17 protein-coding genes are annotated in these 23,564 nt (G+C 46.2%); 2 read left to right on the top strand and 15 right to left on the bottom strand.

The window, feature by feature from the left end:
* From MEALZ_RS09510 to tagH, 10 genes are all read right to left on the bottom strand, one after another.
* Entirely contained in the window at positions 1-804 is an 804-nt protein-coding gene (locus MEALZ_RS09510; RefSeq protein ID WP_026130017.1) for a type VI secretion system accessory protein TagJ, read from the bottom strand.
* Between the two features lie 369 nt (positions 805-1,173).
* Complete coding sequence (locus MEALZ_RS09505) at positions 1,174-1,665, bottom strand: Hcp family type VI secretion system effector (protein WP_014148412.1); 492 nt, start codon at positions 1,663-1,665, stop codon at positions 1,174-1,176.
* Between the two features lie 120 nt (positions 1,666-1,785).
* On the bottom strand, positions 1,786-3,285 hold the full coding sequence (gene tssC / locus MEALZ_RS09500) for a type VI secretion system contractile sheath large subunit (protein WP_014148411.1): 1,500 nt from the start codon (positions 3,283-3,285) through the stop codon (positions 1,786-1,788).
* A gap of 3 nt (positions 3,286-3,288) precedes the next feature.
* Positions 3,289-3,819 (bottom strand): type VI secretion system contractile sheath small subunit, encoded by a 531-nt coding sequence (tssB, locus tag MEALZ_RS09495; RefSeq protein ID WP_014148410.1) that lies wholly within the window; start codon positions 3,817-3,819, stop codon positions 3,289-3,291.
* Between the two features lie 47 nt (positions 3,820-3,866).
* Positions 3,867-4,919: a type VI secretion system protein TssA gene (tssA, locus tag MEALZ_RS09490; protein ID WP_014148409.1), complete on the bottom strand. Its 1,053-nt coding sequence runs from the start codon at positions 4,917-4,919 to the stop codon at positions 3,867-3,869.
* Between the two features lie 27 nt (positions 4,920-4,946).
* Positions 4,947-6,545: a type VI secretion system-associated protein TagF gene (gene tagF / locus MEALZ_RS21825; protein WP_014148408.1), complete on the bottom strand. Its 1,599-nt coding sequence runs from the start codon at positions 6,543-6,545 to the stop codon at positions 4,947-4,949.
* A complete protein-coding gene (tssM, locus tag MEALZ_RS09475; RefSeq protein ID WP_014148407.1) occupies positions 6,545-10,108 on the bottom strand; it encodes a type VI secretion system membrane subunit TssM in 3,564 nt (1,187 codons plus the stop codon). The genes tagF and tssM overlap by 1 nt, the downstream gene beginning before the upstream one ends.
* A complete protein-coding gene (gene icmH, locus MEALZ_RS09470) occupies positions 10,105-11,466 on the bottom strand; it encodes a type IVB secretion system protein IcmH/DotU (protein ID WP_014148406.1) in 1,362 nt (453 codons plus the stop codon). Before icmH ends, tssM begins: the two co-directional genes overlap by 4 nt.
* A gap of 5 nt (positions 11,467-11,471) precedes the next feature.
* Positions 11,472-12,809, bottom strand: a complete 1,338-nt coding sequence (gene tssK, locus MEALZ_RS09465; RefSeq protein ID WP_014148405.1) for a type VI secretion system baseplate subunit TssK — start codon at positions 12,807-12,809, stop codon at positions 11,472-11,474.
* A gap of 382 nt (positions 12,810-13,191) precedes the next feature.
* Entirely contained in the window at positions 13,192-14,661 is a 1,470-nt protein-coding gene (gene tagH / locus MEALZ_RS09460; RefSeq protein WP_014148404.1) for a type VI secretion system-associated FHA domain protein TagH, read from the bottom strand.
* Between the two features lie 542 nt (positions 14,662-15,203).
* On the opposite strand from tagH, the gene MEALZ_RS09455 reads away from it, so the two are divergent.
* On the top strand, positions 15,204-15,923 hold the full coding sequence (locus tag MEALZ_RS09455) for an SIMPL domain-containing protein (RefSeq protein WP_014148403.1): 720 nt from the start codon (positions 15,204-15,206) through the stop codon (positions 15,921-15,923).
* 461 nt (positions 15,924-16,384) lie between these two features.
* Positions 16,385-17,098, top strand: coding sequence for a DUF2490 domain-containing protein (locus MEALZ_RS09450; protein WP_014148402.1), 714 nt, complete (start codon positions 16,385-16,387; stop codon positions 17,096-17,098).
* 271 nt (positions 17,099-17,369) lie between these two features.
* On the opposite strand, the gene MEALZ_RS09445 is transcribed toward MEALZ_RS09450, so the two are convergent.
* The 5 genes from MEALZ_RS09445 to birA form a co-directional block, all read right to left on the bottom strand.
* Positions 17,370-18,650 carry a L,D-transpeptidase family protein gene (locus MEALZ_RS09445; RefSeq protein ID WP_046061492.1) on the bottom strand — a complete coding sequence of 427 codons (1,281 nt, stop codon included), beginning with the start codon at positions 18,648-18,650 and terminating at the stop codon, positions 17,370-17,372.
* 778 nt (positions 18,651-19,428) lie between these two features.
* The gene (locus tag MEALZ_RS09440; RefSeq protein ID WP_223842383.1) at positions 19,429-20,268 is read right to left on the bottom strand and encodes a serine hydrolase; all 840 of its coding nucleotides are present in this window, start codon (positions 20,266-20,268) and stop codon (positions 19,429-19,431) included.
* 292 nt (positions 20,269-20,560) lie between these two features.
* Positions 20,561-21,583, bottom strand: coding sequence for a hypothetical protein (locus tag MEALZ_RS09435; protein WP_014148399.1), 1,023 nt, complete (start codon positions 21,581-21,583; stop codon positions 20,561-20,563).
* Between the two features lie 3 nt (positions 21,584-21,586).
* Positions 21,587-22,498: a type III pantothenate kinase gene (locus MEALZ_RS09430; RefSeq protein WP_014148398.1), complete on the bottom strand. Its 912-nt coding sequence runs from the start codon at positions 22,496-22,498 to the stop codon at positions 21,587-21,589.
* Between the two features lie 4 nt (positions 22,499-22,502).
* Positions 22,503-23,492, bottom strand: coding sequence for a bifunctional biotin--[acetyl-CoA-carboxylase] ligase/biotin operon repressor BirA (gene birA, locus MEALZ_RS09425; RefSeq protein WP_014148397.1), 990 nt, complete (start codon positions 23,490-23,492; stop codon positions 22,503-22,505).
* Positions 23,493-23,564 lie beyond the last annotated feature (72 nt).

Below are 23,564 nucleotides of genomic sequence, written 5' to 3'. Positions count from 1 at the left end.
TTATATGTTATCAGTGCCATCAAAACTAATTTCACGGACATCCATCAAGGCATAATCATTGTGATTAGTGCTTAATAAGCGCTGTCCCAGACCGATGAATAACCCATCATGCGGTTCTTGCCATTCGGTCTTGCGCGCCAGTTGAATAGCCGCATCCGGATTAGTTTCGGAGTTGACATAACGTGTCGGAATAAACCCGACCGCTTCGCCGCCATTTTGCCAAGCAAAATGCACAGGCATCCAAACCAAATCGCGCAGGTCTTCGGGCAATTCTATTTGGATAGTGTTGATATGTTGAAAAGGAACCCAATAATATTGCCCATTAATGATTGCTTCGAGCATGGGGCCGAGCCGGACATCGGCATCCGCCAACCAGTCAAAACGTTCGCCATCAATTGAACCGGCCGTGGCCGGAGCGCCATCAAAAGCTTGATTGCGCAGGTTTTGAGCCTCCTGGTATTTTTCTTGCGCAGCGAGGTTGAGAGATTGCAACAACAAGGCCATCCATTGTTGAGGCTCGCCAAAAATCAACGGTGTTTTCAAGCCTGAGAAAACTTCTTTACGCAATACTTCGCAACGAAGTGCCTCACGATAGGTTTGTACCATCGCCAGAGTTGCCGCATCCATGTCAGCCAAGACATTGAGTTGGGTCAACGCTCTTTCCCATTGACCTATAACCGATAATAATTGAAAGAGGAAAATTCTATTTTTGACATTGGCTGGATCTTTTCTCACGGCCTGTTGAATGTCGGCCAATGCTTGTTCAAGATTACCGTCTTTCAATGCTTGTTCACTGCTTAACATGTATCGGTCCTCGGCTAGCGTCATTCCATATACCTTTCGCACTTCAAATTTCGGTTGTATCCAAGAAGGTACCAGGGTGTCCGGCAAAGGCTTTGTCAGCATGGAGCTGGCATAGAGCCTACGTGGACGTATTTACCCAGCACCTAAATTCCATAGCCCATGGTTAATGTCTTGGATAATTTAGGTGCTGGGTTCAAGGCGTCCTTTGACGGGCACCCCAGTGCCGAATTTTAATCTACGATGAGTATAGATAAAAAGTGGGCGGCATAAACCGCCCATTCGGAAGGATGAGTAGGTCCTTTAATTCATTCGCCTAGCTGAACTGTCTAAAAAATACGACAACCGCTGTTCAGCCAGAACGGGGAATTATCAGATTTTATTTTTGGCTTTATTGGTTTTTAAATCATAACCTTTAGCTTCGCCTTTTTTAACAGTTCCGCCTTCTTCGAATTGGTTATACTGTAATGTGATACCAACATAGTTGATGGAAAAGGATTCATTCGGCCTTTCACCTCCGCTGCTCATGCTATAGCTGCTGATCAGCGGTTTTTCTAAAATAATTTCCACAAATTCTTGTCCGGAAACATCTTTTCCGCCTGTTTGAATAAAGTGAAAAGTCGCTTTATCCAGCGTTTTACCGCATGCTGCTTCCTGCATTAACTGAGCAGAGGCAATATCCATACTTTTAGTGCATGTAACTTCGGAAAAGGATGGGTTACTGGTATCACGGTCGGCGCCGGTTCCGCTAGAACTTACGGCGCGCCCGGTCCCCCATTGTACTGAGTCTATGGTTATCCAACCATCATGCTTATCGACTTTGGAATCGCCTTTCAATTCGGGTTCAAATTTTAATAAGATCATTGTTTATCCTCATAATTTACAGAAATAAATAGAATTACAAACTGCTGATGAATAATCTCAAAGGGGATTTAACCATTTTCCAAGAGAGTTTATCTATCGCTTAAACCCCTCTTACAATCATCAGCCGCCTTTTTGTGAAGGCAATTTGGAAGTGAGTCGTAAGGAAACAGTCAAGCCTTCCAACTGATAATGCGGTCTCAAATAAAATTTGGACGCATAGTAACCCGGGTTACCTTCGACTTCTTCAACAACCACCTCGGCGGCAGATAAAGGACGAATGGCTTTATCCTCTTCCGTCGCCAATGCCGGATTAGTCAGAACGTAATTACTGATCCAGCTATTGAGCCATCTTTCCATATCGTCGCGCTCTTTAAACGACCCGATTTTATCCCTGACGATACATTTCAAATAATGCGCGAACCGGCAAGTTGCGAATAAATACGGCAATCTCGCAGCTAGATTGGCATTTGCCGTTGCATCGGGATCGTCGTATTCAGCCGGTTTATGCAGCGACTGCGCACCTATAAATGCGGCGAAATCCGAATTTTTCTTGTGAATCAATGGCATGAATCCGGACTTAGCCAATTCCGCTTCGCGGCGGTCGCTGATCGCGATCTCAGTCGGACATTTCATATCGACGCCGCCGTCATCGGTCGGAAAGGTATGGACCGGCAAACCTTCGACTGCACCGCCGGATTCTATGCCGCGAATTCTTGAACACCAGCCATAAAGTTTAAATGAGCGGTTAATGTTGGTCGCCATCGCATAGGCCGCGTTAGACCAAGTGTAATTGGCGCTGTTGGCCGCTTCGGTATTTTCTTCGAAATCGAATTCCTCAACCGGATCGGTTTTTGCTCCATAAGGCAGACGGGACAAAAATCTCGGCATCGCCATTCCCAAATATTTGGAATCGTCGGAATCTCGTAACGATCGCCAAGCCGCATACTCGGGGGTGGAAAAGATTTTGGTCAAATCTCTAGGGTTAGCTAATTCACCCCATGAGTCCATTTGCAATGTAGTCGGCGACAAACCGGTAATAAACGGTGCATGCGATGCGGCGGAAATTTTCGCAATTTGATTCAATAATTCGACGTCGGGCGGTGAATGATCGAAATAATAATCCCCCATTAAACAGCCGAAGGGTTCGCCGCCAAATTGACCATATTCTTCTTCATACAATTTTTTGAACATGGGACTCTGATCCCAAGCCGTCCCTTTAAACTTCTTGAGCGTCTTACCTAACTCGTTCTTTGAGATGTTCATGACCCGAATTTTAAGCATCTCGTCGGTTTCGGTATTGTTGACTAAATAATGCAGTCCTCGCCAAGTACCTTCTAGTTTTTTAAAGTCTTCATGATGCAGTATTTTGTTGATTTGTTCGGTCAATTTACTATCGATTTGCGCGATGATAGACTCGATTGAAGCTATCGCGTCATCGGATACCAACGAAGTATCCTTTAAAACAAATTCGGCAAGCGTTTGAACCGCGCTTTCAACTTCTTCTTTCGCTCGTTCGGATTTCGGTTTGAATTCCTTGGTCAATAATGCCGAAAAATCGCTGCCTTCAGCGACCTCTCCGGTCGTTACTTCTGCTTCTGTTGCCTGTTCTGCTTCAGCCATGGTTTACTCTCCTCCTTCCTCGGTTTTTGCTTCGGCTGGATCGGCCGGCTTCGGCGCAGCGGTCAGCGACTGCAATAAAGCCGGATCATTGATTACCTTCGCTATCAATTCTTCGGCGCCGCCTTTTCCGTCCATATAAGTGACCAAATTTGCCAATTGCGTTCTCGCTTCCAACAATTTATTCAGTCCGTCTACTTTTCTTGCCACAGCCGCCGGCGAAAAATCATCCATGCTTTCGAAAGTAAGATCGACATTCAAATTGCCTTCACCCGTCAAGGTGTTGGGCACCGTAAATGCGACACGAGGTTTCATTGCCTTGAGTCGATCATTGAAGTTGTCCACATCGATTTCGAGCATTTTACGATCTGCGACAGGCGCCAATGGATCGGCGGGTTTTCCCGACAAATCAGCGAGTACTCCCATCACGAAAGGCAGTTGAACTTTTTTCTCCGCACCATAGAGTTCGACATCGTATTCGATTTGTACTCGCGGCGCACGATTACGCGCGATAAACTTTTGACTGCTTTCAGCCATTTAACACCTCCTCGATAGAAATTTGTAAGAGAAATTGCGAGCCTAATTTATTCATCTTCACTTTTAGCCCCCATGATGATACTGGCTTGGCTAACGCCGTCCGGCGCAATATCCATGAGTGCATCCATGAAACTTTTTCCGACTAGCCGCTGCGCCCGCTCAAGAAGCAACGGCACAGGACTCGACGGCTCGTTTTTTTTATAATAGTCGCAAATCAACTTGAGCGCATTGAGGACATCTTGACTGTTATTGATGGCACCTGAGATCGATTTTTTTGTGGCTTGCGGTCTACTTGCCATCTCGTCCTGGCTTTCCGGATCGACTTGTGGGGCGTCGATGTCGTCGACCCCGCGCGACTCCAGCCAGCCCGATAACAAATGCTCGAACTCCTTCAATAAGTGCCTAAGCGCCTCAAAGTTAGGAGCATTGTTGATGCCTACTTGCTGAGTAACGAAGTCTTCCAAACTATTCAGGCTTTCGGCGCTTGCCACGATCGATGCCAAATTACTTTGTAATGCAGCAATATCGCTATCCTGAACAGCGGCTTCGATAGTCCCTAATTTCGGGGCATTATCATCTTCGGAAACCGTCATTTTCTCGGCGGCAATCATGAAATCGCGAAAACAAAAACGGCCTAATGCTTTCGACTCGACTAAAGAAACAAGCTGCAAAGGACGCAACATCGTTTCATGATCGCATAAAGCCATCAAAATATTAACGCGCTCAGTAGGGTCATTGTCGTCATCGGGGTCGAGCCGAGGATACACAGCGTCCCAGTGCTTTGCGATCAATGTGTCGATTAACTTTAATCCTTCGCTAAGACCGGTAAGTCCTTCGAGTGCAATCAAGGAGCGCAAGTAATAAACCAGAACTCTTAAATCGCGCGTCCGGTCTAGCAAGGCTTCAGCGGATTTTTTAATTTCCTTCCAGTCCGGCGGTTCGGCTTCTTGAATAGTGTCGCCGATTTCCTGTTCCGGCTTGCCGATTATGGCTTGCTCCAACGCGATAAAAGCGGGGTCGTATTCCAGATCGTCGCCGCAAACATTATCAGGATCGATGTCCTGTAAATATTTTTCGATATCGATACTCAATGCACTCACTCCTTAAACGACAATTGTATTAAAATTTTATTTTTCAACCGAATTGCCGTTGGTACTGACGACAATTACACTGACATTGTCTCTAGCGCCTCTATCAAGAGCGAGGTCGAGCAATGCCTTAGCACTCGTCTTCAAACTTTGATTTAGTAGTATAGACTCAATTTCATTAAAGCTTAGCTCTTTGTCCAAACCGTCGCTACTTAACAAAAACAAATCCCCGAGACGCACGTCGGAGTAGCCGCAATCTAGCTCCAATTCGTCATCGGCTCCGACGGCACGAGTGATAACATTCGATTGTTTGACCGTCCAACCTGCCGAAGAAACCGATTGTTCCGGCGCAATCTCATTTTCAGCACAATGATCACGGGTCAGTTGCTCCAATTTGTTGTCCCTTAGCCGATATAAGCGACTGTCTCCCGCCCATAAAAAAGCGCAACGATTTGAATTACCGATCAATACCAGGACGGTGCTGCCAACAATCGAATCGTTATAGCTGTTACTGGAAAGCTCCCGTAATTCCTTGTTGACATTAACGATACAGGCGGAAACATCTTTACAATATGCTTCTAAATCAGAACGCGACGATACTTTATTCAATCTATCGACAATCAATTGGCTAGCCACATCTCCCGCTTGATGTCCGCCCATTCCGTCGGCAACCGCCCAAAGACCGGCTTCAGGCCTGTCGAGTATCGAATCTTCATTGAATTTACGGCGTTTGCCGGTATCGGTGAGAGCCCAAGATTGCCAGCGCACTTCACGCTGATCCGGCAAGGTTTCAGTTGTCATATACAGCGGTACGGTGTCATGCTCATTTTCAATATTCTGAGTCTTCGCGACGAAAATCTCAGGCGTATTGGCGGGTTGGCGTAATTTATCGAGGTTTTCCGGAACTGTACCTTTTTCAATATCCCATCCTCTTTCCGTAATAAGCCCATTTAGAAATCCAGAGAATGCAGCGATCGGCGGTAAACCTTCGCAAGCCAACAATGCCGGAGTCTGATCCTCGGAGCCGCCGGTAGACCATAGTGTAAAGCCGGGAACAAACCGGTTCATTAACGATGCACTCAATCCGACAAAGGCATCGCCAATCGATTTAGGACGAGTCATCGACAGATAAAATGCATTTTTTCCGGCATTTTTGCGCATATCCCGAACATTGCTTGAAACCTCGGAAGCCCCTAACGGTGCGGCGGGAATATTTTTGATCAATCGATCGAATACTTCAGGATCGAGCCCGTCTTCCAGACCGCTCAATGCGGCTTCTTCGAGATGCTCAAACCACTGTTCGGCCGAAGACATCAAATAAGCCAAGCAATTGCCGCTGTCGATGCTCGCCGCAACCGTCAACGGAAAATATCGTCCGACCTTATCGACGCTGGGCATTAATATTCCGGCCCAGGCAGAATTTCCACAGACCCCGGGACTTAACGCAAAACGCCAAATCGGGCTACTTAAATAGCTGTTCAACCATGCATCCCCCAATTCTTCCTTGCTGGCGGCAATCGAGCTTTGCAGCCAACCATCCCAAGGATTCAGAAAGTCGCGCGGCAAACGTCGGGTAACAAAGTCGCCCAATATCGGCAGTTTGCCGTAAAACCCGGGTTCCGAATGAGGCAAAGTCATTACAAGCTCGTTGGAAATTGAAAATTTTGCAGTTCTTTGAGCGCAAAAGGATTATCGACGCTGGTCGCGCTCAATTCATAACGCGCTTCCAAGTTGTCGATTGCGAATGTCAGCATGAACCTGTCTTGCGCGGTAATTTGAATTCGGGCTTTATCAAGCAGCTTAAACCATGCCCAAGCGCCCTCCTCGGAACGGCTGACTTGACGGCCGTCTAAGGTATCGAAACCGTAACGCACAGAACCGCTTCCGTCCGTTCCAGGCCACTGCAGTTGCGTACTTCGCGCCGGACCATGCCGGTAATCCAATTGCTGACCTTCCAAATTCAGCCAAAACCGTGAAGCTTTGGCATCAAGCGATACCGGTCTAAGATTGAATCGAACCGAGGGTAATTGACTACCGCCTTGAAAAAATACTTCACGGATTTTTGCCGCATATTGAAACTGCATCAGCACTGATCGCGAAATACCGATCGATTGATTATTTTGAGTGATCAATCGCCAGGTTCGGCCGCTGGTATCGACAAAAGGTTTGAGATTGGCATTGAAAAACTGATCCAGGATACCGTTCGGTGCAAAAAACCGGCTAAAATCTTGCAAAGTAATTTCTCGAGTGGCGCGTCTGGACAGCGGATAACGGCCTTCGAGTCCCGATTTATAAAGCGGCATGACCTCGCTCTGCCAAAGCTTATTGAGCTGCGCCTTGCTCGACCCCATGATCAGATTCAAATTGCCGCTGGACAGTTTTTCGGTCATGCTTTTTAACGGTTCTGGCAAACGCGCCGATTCCATTTTCATGCGCGACATGACATCGCCTCCGCCGCCCCCTTCGCTGCGCTGAGCGGCGATCCTTATTGCCGCGCCGCCGCTATCTGAAGTACTGCCCAAATCGATCATAAAACCGTACAATTGACCGAGCAGATTGATGGTCTGATCGAATGGCGCGCCTGCGCCGCCGACGCTCCTTACCAATGAAGCTAGCGGTTGAAAATGGCGCTCGACGACTGTGCCCGGCGGATCGGTCGGTGCTTGCACGACACCTTCGGCTTGTGCGGCTTGCAACAGTTTTTGCGTGCGCGAATCTACTGTTTTTTCCGCGCCTTCCTTGACCGCCGCCAAAGCATCCAAAGGACTTGGCGGTTTGCGTGTTAGGGAAGTTTCCTTGTCGATAGTCTCCAATAATAGTCGAATCGGCGAGTTGGGCGCCGAAGCGAATTCGAGTAATTCGATCGATTGTTGAATATTACCGACGCTTCTGATTTTTAGATTGCCAAGCATATCGCTCCAATACTGAATGAAATCCTTGTCGTAATAGGTCTGAACGTCTTGCTGCAAGCGTTCGGGATCGGGCGCGCGGGCTCTACCGACATCGCCCAACACCCAATTATCCTCGACCGTCTCTTTCGCCAAAGCTTGGTTTTGTTTTAGAAATACTTGATAAAAACCGTCGTGTGTGAACAAATAAGGAATGGTTTGCTGTTCGAATTTTCCGGACGCGACCGTAAAAACCCGAGACGCATTAGGCCCTAGCGCATCCGACAAACGGAGATCGCGGCTGCCATCCTGCATCGCCTCGCTCTTGATGCGCATATAGACTTGCTGCGCAACAGGAATGCGGTTTAACACTTGCCGCGTTGCGGCGACTAACCGTTGGTCGAGCAGCTGGGGCTCTATTTTTAGCTCGAGCAAATTATCGAGATGGCCGAGCAAGCCGACTTGAACATCGTCGGCATAATTTTTTTTCCAATCGATAGCAATCCAAGGCCGCACTAAGCCTGGCTCGAGCCGTTTGGGCTCGCCGAACATCAAATATACTTTTAAGAGTTCATAGAGAATTTCGGGGTTATTCGCCTCTTCGCCTCGGATACGTTGTTCTAGCCTTGTCTTGATCAATGGTAAAAATTGCTTCAATAAAACTTGATCATAAGTATCGTTAATGACCGGTTGCACTTTGTTGCCTTGAAACAAGCCGAAACGCATCGACAAGGGCTTTTCGTCGCCATAAACTCGTTGAATGTCTTGCATCGCATTCATGCGTTTCAATAAGTCGGCAAAGTCCGATCGATTCGGATAATTCGCCGCGGTTTGTTCGTATTGTTCAATCTTTTGACTCAGCTCGTTCAATGCCGACTGATTTCGAGTAAAACTAAAAGTCCATAAGGCCGCCATTAATAATGTCACAGCCAGTGCCGAACCGTATGCAACCTGACGAAGCAAGGCATAACGACGCTCTACGCGTTTGTTCAAACCGACGATCAGCGCTTCGTCGAAAATGACATCTTTCAGCAAACGGGTAATGAAAAAACTCTTTCCCTTGCCACTGAACATCGGCACCAAAAAACGATCGAGTTTGAAAGTACTCGCCAAAATCCCCATCAGACGGTCGATCGGCGTGCCTTCTTGCGTCCCGCTGGTAAAATAAACGCCTCTGAGATAAGGGGCTTGTTGATATCGGTTCGCGCCGTAACACTCTTTGAGAAACTCCAACAAACTCTCTTTCAGCAAAGCCATGCGTTGCGGAAAGCCGAAAATCGAATGACGGCGCTGCAAGTCGCGCTCTTCTTGAAGTCTTTTCGGCAAACGCGCATTCAAACGATCCAGCAGGCCATCAAAATCATCGCCGACCCGACCAACAGCATCGATAGGGTGATCTTGATCTTCTTCAGGAAAAGTAACACCCCAAACTTGGGCTCTTTCTTCTTTGCCTAGATCGGCAAAGAAGTCGTTGAAACCTGCAATCAGATCGCATTTGGTAAACAGCATATAGATCGGAAAGCGAATGCCGAAATGTTCGTGCAACTCCTGAATACGCTGCCGAATCGCTTGCGCATGTTGAATTCGCTCCTCCTCGGTCTGCTTGATCAAATCGGACAGGCTCATCGTGATCAGCACGCCGTTGACCGGTCTGCGCGGCCGATGTTTTTTCAGCAAATTTAAAAAACCGAGCCATGCCGCCTTATCGACTGCCTCGTGACTGTCTTGCGTCGTATAGCGTCCAGCGGTATCCAACAGCACCGCTTGATCGGTAAACCACCAATCGCAATTGCGGGTCCCGCCGACGCCTTTGACCGCGTTTTTGCCGAATTTGTCGGCCAGCGGAAACTCCAGTCCCGAATTGATCAATGCGGTGGTTTTTCCGGAGCCCGGCGGCCCGATGATGATATACCAGGGTAATTCATAGAGATATTGACGACCCTGGCCCGACTGAGTTTTGATTTGTTTTAGCGTGCGTAGCGCATCGTCGAAATGCTTGCCGAGTTCGCCGATTTCCTCCTCGCTATCTTGCTCGACTTGACTGGGCCCGGTCGTTCCTTGGGCGCCTCCGACCAGCTCATTGACCATTTGCGTATTGGCACGATTGGCTTTGACCTGAATGCGTAGATTATTCAATCCCCAGAGCAAGACGATCACTAGAATCGTAATTAGCCTGGAAACTTCGGACTCAAGGGGGACACTTCCTGCTATCGCAATGAGCGGCCCGAAAAACCAAATTAACAGGCCGACGGCAATAATACCGATCAGTTGAATGACCCATTTATTTTTGAAGAAACCGATGATTTTTTTCACGTTTGTCCTTTTAATCCTGAAAAAATGATTTCGACACGACGGTTCATCGCTTTATGTTCGGCGCTGTCATTCGGCACTAGCGGCTGTGTTTCCGCACGCCCTTCGGATGTAATGGTCGCAGCGATTCCCGGCTTGCTTTTGAGCATATCGGCAACCGACTGCGCGCGTGCTCTCGATAAATCCCAATTGGATGGAAATCTCGCCGAAAAAATCGGATCGCTGTCGGTATGACCGACAACTAGAATACTGCCGATGACTTTGGTGAGCGCTTCGCCGATTCTATTCATTAACGGATAATATTTCGCGGTTATCGAGTCCCTACCGGAAGCAAAAAACCCCTTGCCCATGATGCGTAACGCGATTTTGTCGTTCTTGCGATCCAACACGACTTCGCCGCGCGCAATTTCCGGCGCAAGAAAACTGCTGATATCGTCATACAATGAATAAGCTGTAGGAGTATCGGGAGATTTAGGCGTTTCTGGCAACGGTTCAGCGACTGCGACTTGTAGCGGCTCAAGGCCGTCCTTGATCGCATAAAGTTTTGCCAACAATGGATTGGACGCGGCATTGATGAAATAGAGATAGCCGAGATAGGCCAGCATCAGGACCATACCGACCACCGCGCCGATTACCCATAGCGGCACCAAGCGGGTCAACACGTTACGTTTGTCTTTGATGCCCTGCCATTGTATAGACAACTCTTTTTCGATATCGCCGCGCTGCCGCTGTATGATTTGATATAGATTTTCCCGAACTTCTTCAAGCCGGGTCATGCCGTGTTCCTGAATGCGGTATTTCCCTTCGAACCCGAGGCAAAGGCAAAAATACAACAATTCCAGCAAATGTAGATGGGTGCCGGGCTGTTGCATAATATTCTTCAAAATTTGGAAAAACTTTTCTCCGCCCCAAGCTTCCTTATGAAAAGTAATCAACAGGCTGTGCGTGCTCCATATACTGTTGCAGCCCCAAGGCGTATTTAATACGGTCTCGTCGAGTAAGGTACAAAGACAATAACGCGCCGCCTGCACTTGATCGGGCGATACGCCGCGACCTAGCGCTTTTGCTTCGAAACGCTTGACTTCGTTGATCACGCTATCTCTCAGACCGGCAATGTCGGGATGCGACGCGGTATTGCGTAATTGCGCGACTAAAGACAACAATGACAACGCGCAGGCGGTCAACGGATTATCTTTCGAATAGACGATTCGTTCGTGTAGGCCTTCAGGAGGCATTGGCGCTTTATCGGGTGCATGCGTCGGCATCGGCTCCTGAGGTTTGGGCTTTCTTCCGCCCGGCGTAGGCCTGAGGATGGTTTTGTCGTCATCGATGTAATTACCGAATGGGTCGTCGTGATTCACTGTCGTTAACCGTTTTTGATTGCCCAAAATTCAAGTTCAAGCCCAGGAAACTCACCGGCGATATGGATAGCAAAACCGCCCGATTGAGCCATTTGCTTCCATAGCTCGCTTTGTTTGTTAAGCTCGAAATAAGCGAAACCCGCATGATAAGGAATCTGCCGGGGCGCGACCGGCAGCGCATGAATCGAAATACCGGGCAAGGCCGAACGCACCAATTGCTGAATCTGTTCGACCGGACCGATTTTGACTTGCGTCGGAAAACCGCTGCGCAATTGTTCCTTCGATACTTGCGCATTCGCGGCCAGCACGAATACGGCATCCTTGAGCAAATTCGGGTCCGGCACCTTCGCGCCGCGAATACCGTACTTCGGTGCTGTCAACGGAATCGGAATCGCGTTTTGCTCCAATACCGCGCTCAATAATTGCCGCAACTCCTCCATAACATGCATAAAGGTCGTTTGTAAATCGTCGTGCCGATAAACCGGAAAACTCACCGGTCTTTTATTGGGCCTGCAAAATGTCGATAACTCGCCGGCCAATTGCACCGCAATTCGGTAAAAACTTTCCGGATGCAATGCGGGAATGGATTGCAAATGTTCAAACAATGGCTCAACACGATTGACCATTTGCAGCAGCATGTAATCGGAAATTTCGGCAACTCCCCCCCGGCCCGCTTCGGAAGCCCGGCCGCCGAGCGCTTCTCCGCGGGTGTGCAATAAGCCGAACAGCTCTTTGATAAACCCGTTCAAGATCGGCACGGCATTGCAATCGAGCGAAGGCGGAATAAAACCCTGATCGAGAATCACGTTTTTATCGACCCTCGACTCGATGACTCTGGCCACCCCGATACAAACATGACCGGAGCGCTCTTGCCGCTCCAATAACAACCTAGTATGCAGCTTGCCGACCAAGATCGCAGAGGTTGCATTCGATCCGGTATTATGGTCGCGAACTTCGCTTTCGAAGGCATGATAGCGCGCCAGATTATGGCGGTTCTCGTCGGTATCGATTTCAATCGTACCCGGTTGGCGAACCGGTAGCGACAGGTAAACGATATTGTTTTGTACGTCGGTAGGAATATCGACGGGTAAAGGCAAGTCGTCGTCTTCAGGCAAATTAAACGGCGTTCCGTCCGGAAAAATCCCGCTGCATTCAGCCAAGGCGAATTTGCCCATGGCAAGCTGCCGCTGGTCTATGGCAATTTTTTTGACGCCCCAATCATATGGCGTAAGGTTGCCGCATCGTTCCTTGACGAAGGTTTCGATATACCGGTCGTGTTGTTGAAAATGCTGGGGCCGCAAAAACATGCCTTCCGACCAAACCGTCCTGTTATTTTCCGCCATTGTTCTTGTAACCTTTACCCTGTGATATGAATTTTCGAGCTAACCTTAGGTTTAATACCATTAAGGATTTCGTGATAAATAACGTCCTGGAACTATGCGCTTTGTCGAGGGTACGGTTCGCTTGGCAGGACGCCGTGAACCCAGCACCTAAATTATCCAAGATAGTTAATCATAGTCTATGAACTATGGAATTTAGGTGCTGGGTGAAGTGTCCTTCTAGGCTTGACGACAGAATCTGATTGCCAGGGATGGCGTGAATGCAGATTTTGCATGAGCAAAAATCTGCCCTGCCGCCGACATCCTCGCCAAGCATGCTCCACACCCTTTTTACCCTCAAATTGGGAGTTGCTGTTGAAAAACGGCTTTCTCAAACCTCCAATCATCATAGTCCAAATTTTTCATTTTTGTTCCGCGCTGTCGTTAAGGCTTTCATTTGTTCTTCATAAGCCTCTACGAAGGCATCGCCGAAAAAATTCTCAACGGCTTCTTCGGACTCAATGCGATAAGTTTCCTGATAACTGTCCCAACACTTGGATTTTTTTTGTAACACGATGCCTTGCTCGAATTGTTTTTCGATCGTTTTCGGGTCGAATCGTTTCAATAAGTCGGTCAATGAGGCTTGAATCCCTGCTTGCATGGCGAGCTGATGATTCATGATGTCATTGAAGCCTTGCTCGATCGATTCGACCGATTCGAGAAATCCGCCTTCTTTATTTTGAATCAATTGCTTCAAAACATCATCGGTCGAAACGGCGAACTTCAACGGATTATTGTCGACCGCTCTTATTACGGTCACATTGACGCGAAATAAACTCTTGAATTCGGCTCGGCTTCGTAAGACCGACACGGTACCGGCAACTAATTGCCGAAACATTCTGCCAACTCGTTGCATCGCCTCCAATTGATTTTTAGTTGCGCATTCGTTTTGATCAAGTCCAGCACCTTGCAAAAAAGCATCGAATAGCCTCGTATCGGAAATATTCTGTACGGGTTGTGCGATTGGTGTTTCAGGGGAAGAATCGGACGGGTCGGCTAGAATGCTGTTTAAATTTGAAGTTTGCGGACTATCAGGAGGGGCGAGCGGGGGTGTAAAAGGCTCTGAAGCCGATGGCTCAGGATCGGCTTGAAACGGTTTCGGAGCGAAGCTCTCGTTAAGCAAGTCCATGCTCGATGCTCTCGAATCATCCTCTACCTGTCTATCGCTGGAGGGTGTATCGGAGTCGGCGAAAAGATCCTCGAAACTCAAGTTTTCAGGAATTTCCTCAAAAGGTTTCGTTGCCGCTTCTACCTGAGGAGCGATAAAGCTGTCGAAAAGCGGTGAAGCATGATCTTGCAAGTGACTTTCAAATTCGGGCGTTTCGCTTTCTTTGGCGTCGATCAATTCTTCATGCCGTGGAAAGGGTGAACCGCTATCGCCCATCAGTCGATTGGCTTCCGTATCGATCGGCGTTGAAAACAACTCTTCGGGTTCTGTCGGTTTTGACGGCGAATCGGCAAAAATATCCGGAAAAGGAAAATCATCCTGCCTAGTGTCTTCTGTGATAATGGTCTCTATTTCATATTCGCCGACTTTTAAAAGGGTGCCGTTATGGAGAGGTGTCGAATCGTTACGTAGCGGGTTAGCTTCGTTATCGATAAATACGCCAGCCAGACTAGAGTCGGTCAAATAATATATACCGTTTTCGTACTTGATCGATGCATGATGCCGAGATACAAATTTATCAGGATCAGGTAAAACCAGCGTATTATCATCGGAACGTCCTATCGTGCCTTCGCCGTTTGGAAAAGCCACTAGTTTAGGTTCGGATAAAGGCTTGCCTTTGTACGTTGCGATCTTGAGAGATAAAGCCATTTCAACTACTCGATGAGAAATACAAAATCGTTATTTTCAAACCAAATTTAAACAGGAAAATTTAGTTTCATTCACTTCTTAATAAAGTAACGTTCAATCTTACTTTGAACAAATTCTAGTATCTGTTCGACGGTTCTTCAAATACACATTAACTTCGGATTTACCGAATTTTATATAACTTATTGAAAGTAATTATTCACACCCCTATCGTTCCCACGCTCTGGCGTGGGAATGAAGACCGAGACGCTCTAGCGTCTCGTACCGCTGGAGCGGTACTCAGGTGTTCCCACGCAGAGCGTGGGAACGATAATTGACGGGGGACTGAATAGTTACTATTGAAAAGCTTATAAACGAATCCTAAAAGTTGTCTTGAACCGTTGGGAATAATTCTTTGCACTAGCTTTAGCTCGTAATGTAATCTTTTCAGGGGTAAGCAGTTTACTTTGCATGATGTCGTGATTCTATTGAAACTTGACTCGACTTGGCAAAATGCAATGCCTTAGGCATACTTTACCAATCAAGCGAACAGCGAGGAACAAATAATGGACGAAAAGAAACCGGTCAGTGCTTTTATCGTAGGCCTTTTTTTATTTTTAGGACTGTTCTCGCTGGGTTACTTGCTGAGCCATGCCGCGATTAAATTCAAAGAATATGAACGTAGCGTCACTGTTAAAGGATTGTCGGAACGAGAGTTTTCTGCTGATATCGTGATATGGCCGATTCAATTTATGGTTGCGGATAACGAGCTTAGCTTACTTTACGAGGCTCTTGAAAAAAACACGGAAACGATCAAAGCTTTTCTGAAAAAAACCGGTGTTGCTGAAGGTGAAGTCTCTGTCTCAACTCCCTCCATCACCGATAAATCTGCGCAAAGTTATCAAAATAGCGGAAATGTCGAATTCAGATACAGCGCAATACAAACCGTCACAGTTTACTCCGCCAATGTGGATCAGGTTCGTTCCGCTATGAACGGCTTATTGGAATTGGGTAAAAAAGGCATTGTCTTTACGGCGCAGGATTACCAAAATCGAACCGAATTCTTATTTACGCAGCTCAATCAAATAAAACCTGAGATGATTGAAGAGGCGACCACCAAAGCCCGTGAAGTCGCAGAAAAATTTGCCGAAGACTCCAGCAGCAAACTCGGCAAAATTAAACGAGCGTCACAAGGACAATTTTCTATCGAACCTCGCGATACGAACAATCCGCATATAAAAAAAATACGAGTCGTTTCAACGATTGAATATTATTTATCGGACTAATTTTTTTTGTTTTATACATTCGCGCGATCATCAGAAAATGACTCTTAACAGTACCCATCGCAGATCAAAATTCGGCACTGAGGTGCCCGTCCAAGGATGCCGTCAGCATCCAAGACAATTAACCATGGCCTATAGGCTTTGAGATTTAGGTGCCGGGCGAATACGTCCATGTAGGCTTTATGACAGCATTCATGCTGTCAAAGCTTTTGGCGCACATGTCGTCAGAGGTTGCCAATATCTTGGTTAGCGCTACACACTGCCATCCCTGGTACTGGATTCTCCAATCCCTAGCGGAATGACGCTTTATTTCTCTAAGTTGGCGCCTCTATATAGTCAGAGCCTATATGGATGCGTATTAAGGCGTTTTCTAGCGGGTCGCGCCGAAATTCGACTCAACAAAGGGTATTAACTTTCATCATCGCCATAATATGGCGTCATCATCACTCACGGTAAATACAGGAATGTTAAAAAAATATTATTTAGGTTTATCTAATTTATTATTAGTATTCTGTTTCTTTCATGGCAATGATCTGATTGCCGGTCCTAAAGAAGATTTTCAAACTTGGGGCACCGTTACGGCTATTGGAAGCCTCGATGTAATCGATCCCGATCTTTCAAAGTACCGATATTGGCTAGAGGGCCAGGGTCGATTCGGCAACGACACATCTCAATTTTCGCAAGGCATGCTGCGAACCGGCTTAGGCTATGAGCTCAGTGAAACACTGACTATGTGGCTTGGTTATGCGTTTATACCGACCGAAGAGCCCTTTGTAAGCGAACCCTTCGACGAACATCGCATTTGGCAGCAACTGTTATGGAACCAACCGTTTTCTTTCGGGACATTCAGCAGTCGTAGCCGATTGGAGCAACGGTTCATGCAAATCGGTAACGATGTCGGTTGGCGTTATCGTCAATTATTTAAAATATCACTGCCTTTGACTTTTGCACCAAACTTTAGCTTGGTCGGGACTAACGAAGTTTTTATCGACATTAATAAAACTGATTGGAAATCTGTGAACGGTTTCGATCAAAACCGAGCCTTCGCCGGCATTGGATATAATTTTGATGAGCACATAAGAACCGAAATCGGCTATATGAATCAATACCTCTATAAAACCACTGCTCAAGATTTTATGAGTCACATCATTTCAATTAATTGGTATCTTAATTTCTAGCTTGAATTCGGCAGTTTAACCATGAAGCAAATGAAGATCATGATGGATTTCAAGAAAATACCTAAACATTCTCGCTAAACTCTCCTCTTTGGTAAGCGAAATTTTATACAAACGCACAGCAAGTCATTGAATTAACTTGTTATTCTTCATGGCGAAATGCTTTTTCTAGGTTCTTGGAAAACCTTCACTATCTTCATGTTATTGGAATATTTCTTGATCGATTCCCAATTTGTGGAAATTGCCTACAAACTGGTGTTTACAAAAAACAGTATCAATCGAAAAAAGTCAGTAGATTAGTAAAAATAGTGCTTTCTTGAAGTGCCTGCGGAGTTTCGACTATTTTACCGGGCTCCATGATTTGTGCAGTAATCGAAAATTCCGATAGCAAGCGTTTTTTTGCCGAAAACGCATCTTGAGAGCTAGAGAAAGGTCCCGCTATCACTTTTGTAGCAAAGGCATGCGCAGGAATTGGAGGACCTTGATGATTGAGCATGGCTGCGAATTGACGAGCTTGTTTCACATTTGGCAATGTTGCCACGTTCAGTTTCCATGCATCGACATCGATTGCCTTGGGAATAGGCCGTTTAAACTTGATTGAGGGACGCGATATGGTCAAGTAAAAATCATCTATATGGCCTTTTAAAATAGGTGTTAAAACACCATCGGAGCGCTCGATTGCCACGTGAACTTTATCCCAATCGATCAATCGACCGGATTCTTGTTCAATTTTTTGCAAGCGCGCAATCAAGTCCTGAACAAGTCGATTGACTTGTTTCGGGTCTTTATGGGTAGGCGGATAAGCTTGCAAAAAAAGCGTGTCGCCATCCCATGCGGTTAAAAAAGGCTGATTAACAATCCTAACCTGTGAGCCGACAGCGACATGCCGAAATAGCTTTGCAATATCTTCAGGATAAAGCCGCACACAACCATGACTTACTTCCATGCCGACGCCATAGGGTTTATTGGTGCCATGGATCAGATAACCGGGAAAACCTAATCTTAAAGCATAGTCTCCAAGCGGATTGTTCGGGCCGGCGGGGACGACTCTCGGCAAAGGATCGCCTTTTTTAGCATGCTCGCGCCTGATCGACTCGGGAACCGTCCAACTAGGATTTGCAGTTTTCGCAGTAATTCGGGTCAAGCCTTGCGGCGTTTCCCATCCTTCCCGGCCGATACCAACCGGATAAGTAAATACTTTATTAGTGTTTTTTTGGTCGTATAAAAAAAGCCGCTTAGCTGCCAAATTCAACACAACGCCTTTTCGAGGCGCTTCGGGGATAATGAATCGCAATGGCAAACGAACTGTACTGCCCGGCTCCGGCAACCATGGGTCTACGTTAGAATTGGCTCGGGTTATTTCGTCATAACCCAAACCGAAATGACGACCGATTACCAGCAACGAGTCTTGTTCATCAGTTTCTATTTGCGCAGCAACACCAATAATTTCTTGACTATCGAATAAAGGAAATTCCCTGATCGGTGAAAATTCGACTGAGGATACCGTATCCGGCCCGCGCAAAAGCTGACAAGAACACAATAAACAGAATGACATGCCTATAAAAAGGCGCTTGAATAGGATAAAGTTCATCGATAGATACAATTATTGGAATTAAGCCTCTCTCGAATTAGGCATTTTAAAAATCACAGTGGATAAGCCAGCCACCTTGATTATTTGTTCCTAAGTGAATGCGCAGGGCTTGATAGTATTGTTGAATTCGCGAGAGTATGAATGATAAATATGAAATTAAGCTTATCTCAATGTTACTTATCAAGCTTAATATTTCGATATTATATCGAGAAGAAATCGAAGTTTTGGCGGATTTTATATCTTGCAAAGATCACGATAGCGTGATGCTATCATGATGATTATCCCCATATCCTTTCTAGACTAAAATCCGGCGCTGGACTGCCCGTCAAAGGCCCAGCACCTTCATTATCCAAGACAATTAACCGTGGCAAATAGGCTATGGAATTAAGGTGCTGGGCTCGTTCAAGCGAGTTAGGAATATGCACAAAATAACTGCTACAAGTAGTAGGCTTTGCGGAGGTTCGGTGACTCGCTTGACAGGATGCCGTGAATACTTCCATGTAGGCTTGACGGCGGCGACTGATTGCCAAGGATGGCATGAATGCAGATTTTGCAGGAGCATAAATCTGCCCTGCCGCCGACACCTGTCAATCGAGCCACCGAATCCCCTCCCAGAAGTTGTCGAAGTTATTTCATGTTCGTTCCTTACCAAGCCGCCGCAAAGCTTAATGCTTGTAGAAGTTATTGCGTATATCCTTAGTGCTGAATCTTGGACGGCAAGACGTATAGCAAAGGGGATAAATCATCCTCTTTTTTGTAACTCGGCCACCGAAATACCGCTCATCCATTCTTTGATTCGATTAGAATCGCCAACCGGTGTCAATTGCCCCCATGAGTTGAGTAATACAACGATCGTTGGCCTGTTATTTATCCAGGTTTGCATGACGAGGCACTTGCCGGACTCATTAATAAAACCGGTTTTCGATAGACCGATTTTCCAATTAGGATTTTTAGTCAAAATGTTGGTATTGTTATATTTAAGCATTTGCTTACCGACTTTTTGGGTATGACTTTCGGTGGTCGTCATCGTTCTGATCAATGGGTATTTAGTCGCGTAGGCGACAAGCTTGGCTAAATCCCTCGCTGTTGACTTATTCTCAGTATACAAACCGGTAGGATCGCGAAAACGAGTGTTTTTTAATCCGAGAGCCCGCGCCTTACGGTTCATGGCCTTGACGAAAGCGGGTTTGCCGCCGGGATAGGAGCGGGATAAAGCGGAAGCCGCACGGTTGTCGGACGACATTAGCGCCAACCTCATCATTTCCTTTAGTGTTAATTTTGTTCCGACAGGTAAACGCGAACGACTGTGACGCAATGTGTCGATATCCTGTTTCGAAATCGTAATGGATTTATTTAAGTTAGGCTTAGAATCAAGCAACACCATTGCCGTCATCAATTTGGTAATAGAAGCGATAGGCATGACATTTTGCGATTTTTTTTCGTAAAGAATCATTCCCGTTTCTTGATCCATGACAATCGCTGCCGATGACTTTAGGGATAAGTTTTTTCCTGACGCGTTTACGGAAAATACCGTGAATATTAACGTAACAATGGCGATTACAGCGAACAAATTTTTAAACATTTTTTTCATGTGCAAGCGATGATTAATCAGGAGAATAAATCGGTACGATTTAATTATAGGTATTATTCGTAATGATTAAAGTCAATAAATTAATTTCTTAACTTTACCTTAACTATCACAATAATTTTAGAAGGGGCATTCTAACGCTGTATCAAGCTCAGTTAAAGCTTGGTTTTTAAAGAAGCCTTAATCTCTTACCTTTTACGGCCCTATGATCCTGCGCTTATTGCTAGAAGGAATATTGAATCTTTTACAATTGCCCAAGGTAAAAGCAGAATCTAAAGCGCGTTTTTCAATTAAAGACACAGCTATTATTAACCTTGATGGCAAAGTCAGGGTGCGTTTTCTGCCATCGGTCGCGGCTGATAATCAAATTGTCTTCGTATTCCTGTTTGATATGAATATGAGCGTAAATTCGTTGAGCTTTTTTATAACGAGGCCTGATTAAAGCGTCCAGCTTTTTGATTGCCAATTGTTTTTTAAAAGTCTCCGCTCTAATTTCGCTAGAAAAAACACCTAATGAAATATCCCCTTTGGCTTCGCCTTTCCGGAACAACCAATAATCGGTAATTCCTTTTTGTTTCAATAATTCAACATTTGCCAATGATTGCTCATAAGTTTCGCCGGCCGGCAAGTACACCATGTAGTCGCTAATCTTTTGCTCTTCCCGGCTCACCGATTTGATCGAAGCGGAATTGATGCCCGTCTGTTTTCGCCAACTGTAAAATTGTTGCATCGTATCAAACGGCCCGGCTTCATAACACATACTTGACTCGACCCTGTTTTTTTTCGGCACCATTGCTTGTTTTTTAATAAGCAGTTCGTTTACGGTGTCAAATTCAGCCCGTTCAAGTTCTTGGCTGGCATGGCGGTGGATTTCGTCCGGAATACTGGTTTTAGCAGGTGTTGGGGTTGCCTTAGTCAAAGCCGTCGAGTCATCGTTAAAAGCGAGAATGGAGGGTGATTCTTTTGGCCGCGTTAAAGACGTCTGATGTGAAACGAAATGCATATCGAGCCATTCGGCCAGTAGCAAACCGGACCTTGCCCCCGAAGAAGGCGCTAAACTGAAATCCGAAACGAATATAGCACCGCGAATCGATTGTTCAATCGCCGTGCCGGCGGCACACCATAATAAACCGGATTGCGCTTGCTTAAGGCTCGATGAGTCGTTTAGTTCCGAAATTAAGGTAATTTGCTGTCCAGTGTCCGTTGTATCGATGAGAACATCACGCTCCAATGAAATAGCGCCGGAATGATATTGCCATAAAAAAAACGTGATATTGAGTATTATTAGCAATAAGGCCAATAGTTTCATAGCTTATTCCGCGGAAATCAATGACAAGCCTTTTAAGACCAAGTCCGGTACAACACAAGATACATTATCAAGATGAGGGGCAATATCGCCCGCGTCTCCACCGGTTAAAACTAACTTAGGATTTCGTGATAAATAACGTCCTGGAACTATGAGCTTTTTTAAGGATTCAGGAACTCGCTTGACAGGACGCCGTGAATACGTCCGTGTAGGCTTGGCGGCGGCTTTCTTTGCCGCCGACACCTGCCAATCGAGCAACCGATCCCTCTGTAAAATGGGGAATTTATTTACGGCTAAATCCTTAACAGGCTTGTTTAAATCTGCTATCACACTCTTGATCAAACCGATAACGGCATAAAGAGCGCCATTATCAATAGCATCGCTCGTATTTCGAGCCAAGTTCGGCAAACCGCTTTGTGCGGAAAACTGTAAATTGGCCGTGCCATTTGACAGCGAATGCTTCATTAGGGTTAAACCAGGACAAATGAGCCCTCCCAAATGACAACCGTTTCGGTCCATCGCATCAATAGTAATAGCGGTCCCGCAATCGACAATACATACCGGTTCCGACCAATAATGCCTAGCCGCTATCAGGCACAACCAACGATCCACGCCCAGTTTTTCCGGATATTCATAAGCATTCCGAACACCATACGCTTCGGCTACGGAATGAGCTTGGATTATGGACAACGAGGGCCACAAGTCCACAGCAATTGTCTTGACTTGATCTAATACGGCATTCGAAGCCACACAGGAAATAGCCATACGCTGCGGCGATTTCGGCAAGGCTCGCCAAGTGGAAAACAACCGGGCTTCAAAATTACTATCTTGATGAATAACCGGCACTCCCGGTTCTAAACGATTATCGTTATAACCCCACTTTATACGAGAGTTACCGATATCGACCAATAAATCCATTCGGTCACTTCTTGCTAAAACTAACTTCGCCGGATGCAAAACAACAGGCTCTGCCATCGGTAGTCATTAAACGAAACAAGCCATTATCGTCGATTCCTCCAGCATTGCCTGTTATTGCGGAATCGCCATGATAGATAACGACAGGATGCCCTTCCAGGCAATCATAAGATCGCCATTCATCTAAATAAGGTGCTAAGCCATGGTTTTCGTAATCGGCAAGTATAGGTAATAATTCATTCAACAGCATTCCGATTAAACGATTTCTCGAAATGGATACCCCTCCCATAATCCGAGTTAAATCGATCCAAGCTTGATCGATCATTGCCGCTTCCCGATCAGGTATATACACATTCAACCCGATACCGATCACAGCCGCGCAAGGCCCGTGAGTCTCACCGGTCACTTCGATGAGTATCCCGCCTAATTTATGTCCCTGCCAATAAATATCGTTCGGCCATTTTAAACCGATACCGGATAAACCTAAGGATGCCAAGGCCCTAATCACGGAAACGCCGACAGCAAGACTCAAGCCTGAAATAGCGGAGGGGCCGTTGTGAAAGTGCCACAAGAGCGATAGGTAAATATTTGAACCGAACGGCGATACCCAGGACCTACCTCGCCGGCCTTTACCTGCAGTTTGAAACTCAGCCAAACAAACCGTTCCGGACCGGGCGGCGCTTTTAGCAAGATTGATCAAATGGTTATTCGTTGAGTCAAGCCGGTCATGGATGTTTAAATCCGAAATATTTAAACGAACATTCTCCATTAACACGGATTCGATTTTTTCGCCGCTTAAAAATTCGATCGGCCGTTCCAGGCGGTAGCCCTTGCCGCTCACTGCGATGGGTTCCAAACCTAGTTCGGTTAAACTGTGTAACTGTTTCCAAACAGCCGATCTGCTCACACCGAGAGTATCGGCTAAAACAGAACCCGAATGAAATTCGCCGTCGGCAAGGAGTCCCAGAATTTTTTTTTGTTGATCGGTAATTGTCACTGCACAGTAAAAATAGAATTATTGTTTTATCTGCCAAAATAATTAAGGACTTCGTGAAAGCTCCTAAAGTCA

The organism is Methylotuvimicrobium alcaliphilum 20Z (assembly GCF_000968535.2).
In the GTDB taxonomy this organism is placed as follows: Bacteria; Pseudomonadota; Gammaproteobacteria; order Methylococcales; family Methylomonadaceae; genus Methylotuvimicrobium; species Methylotuvimicrobium alcaliphilum.
This window is presented reverse-complemented; position numbering and strand designations above follow the sequence as displayed.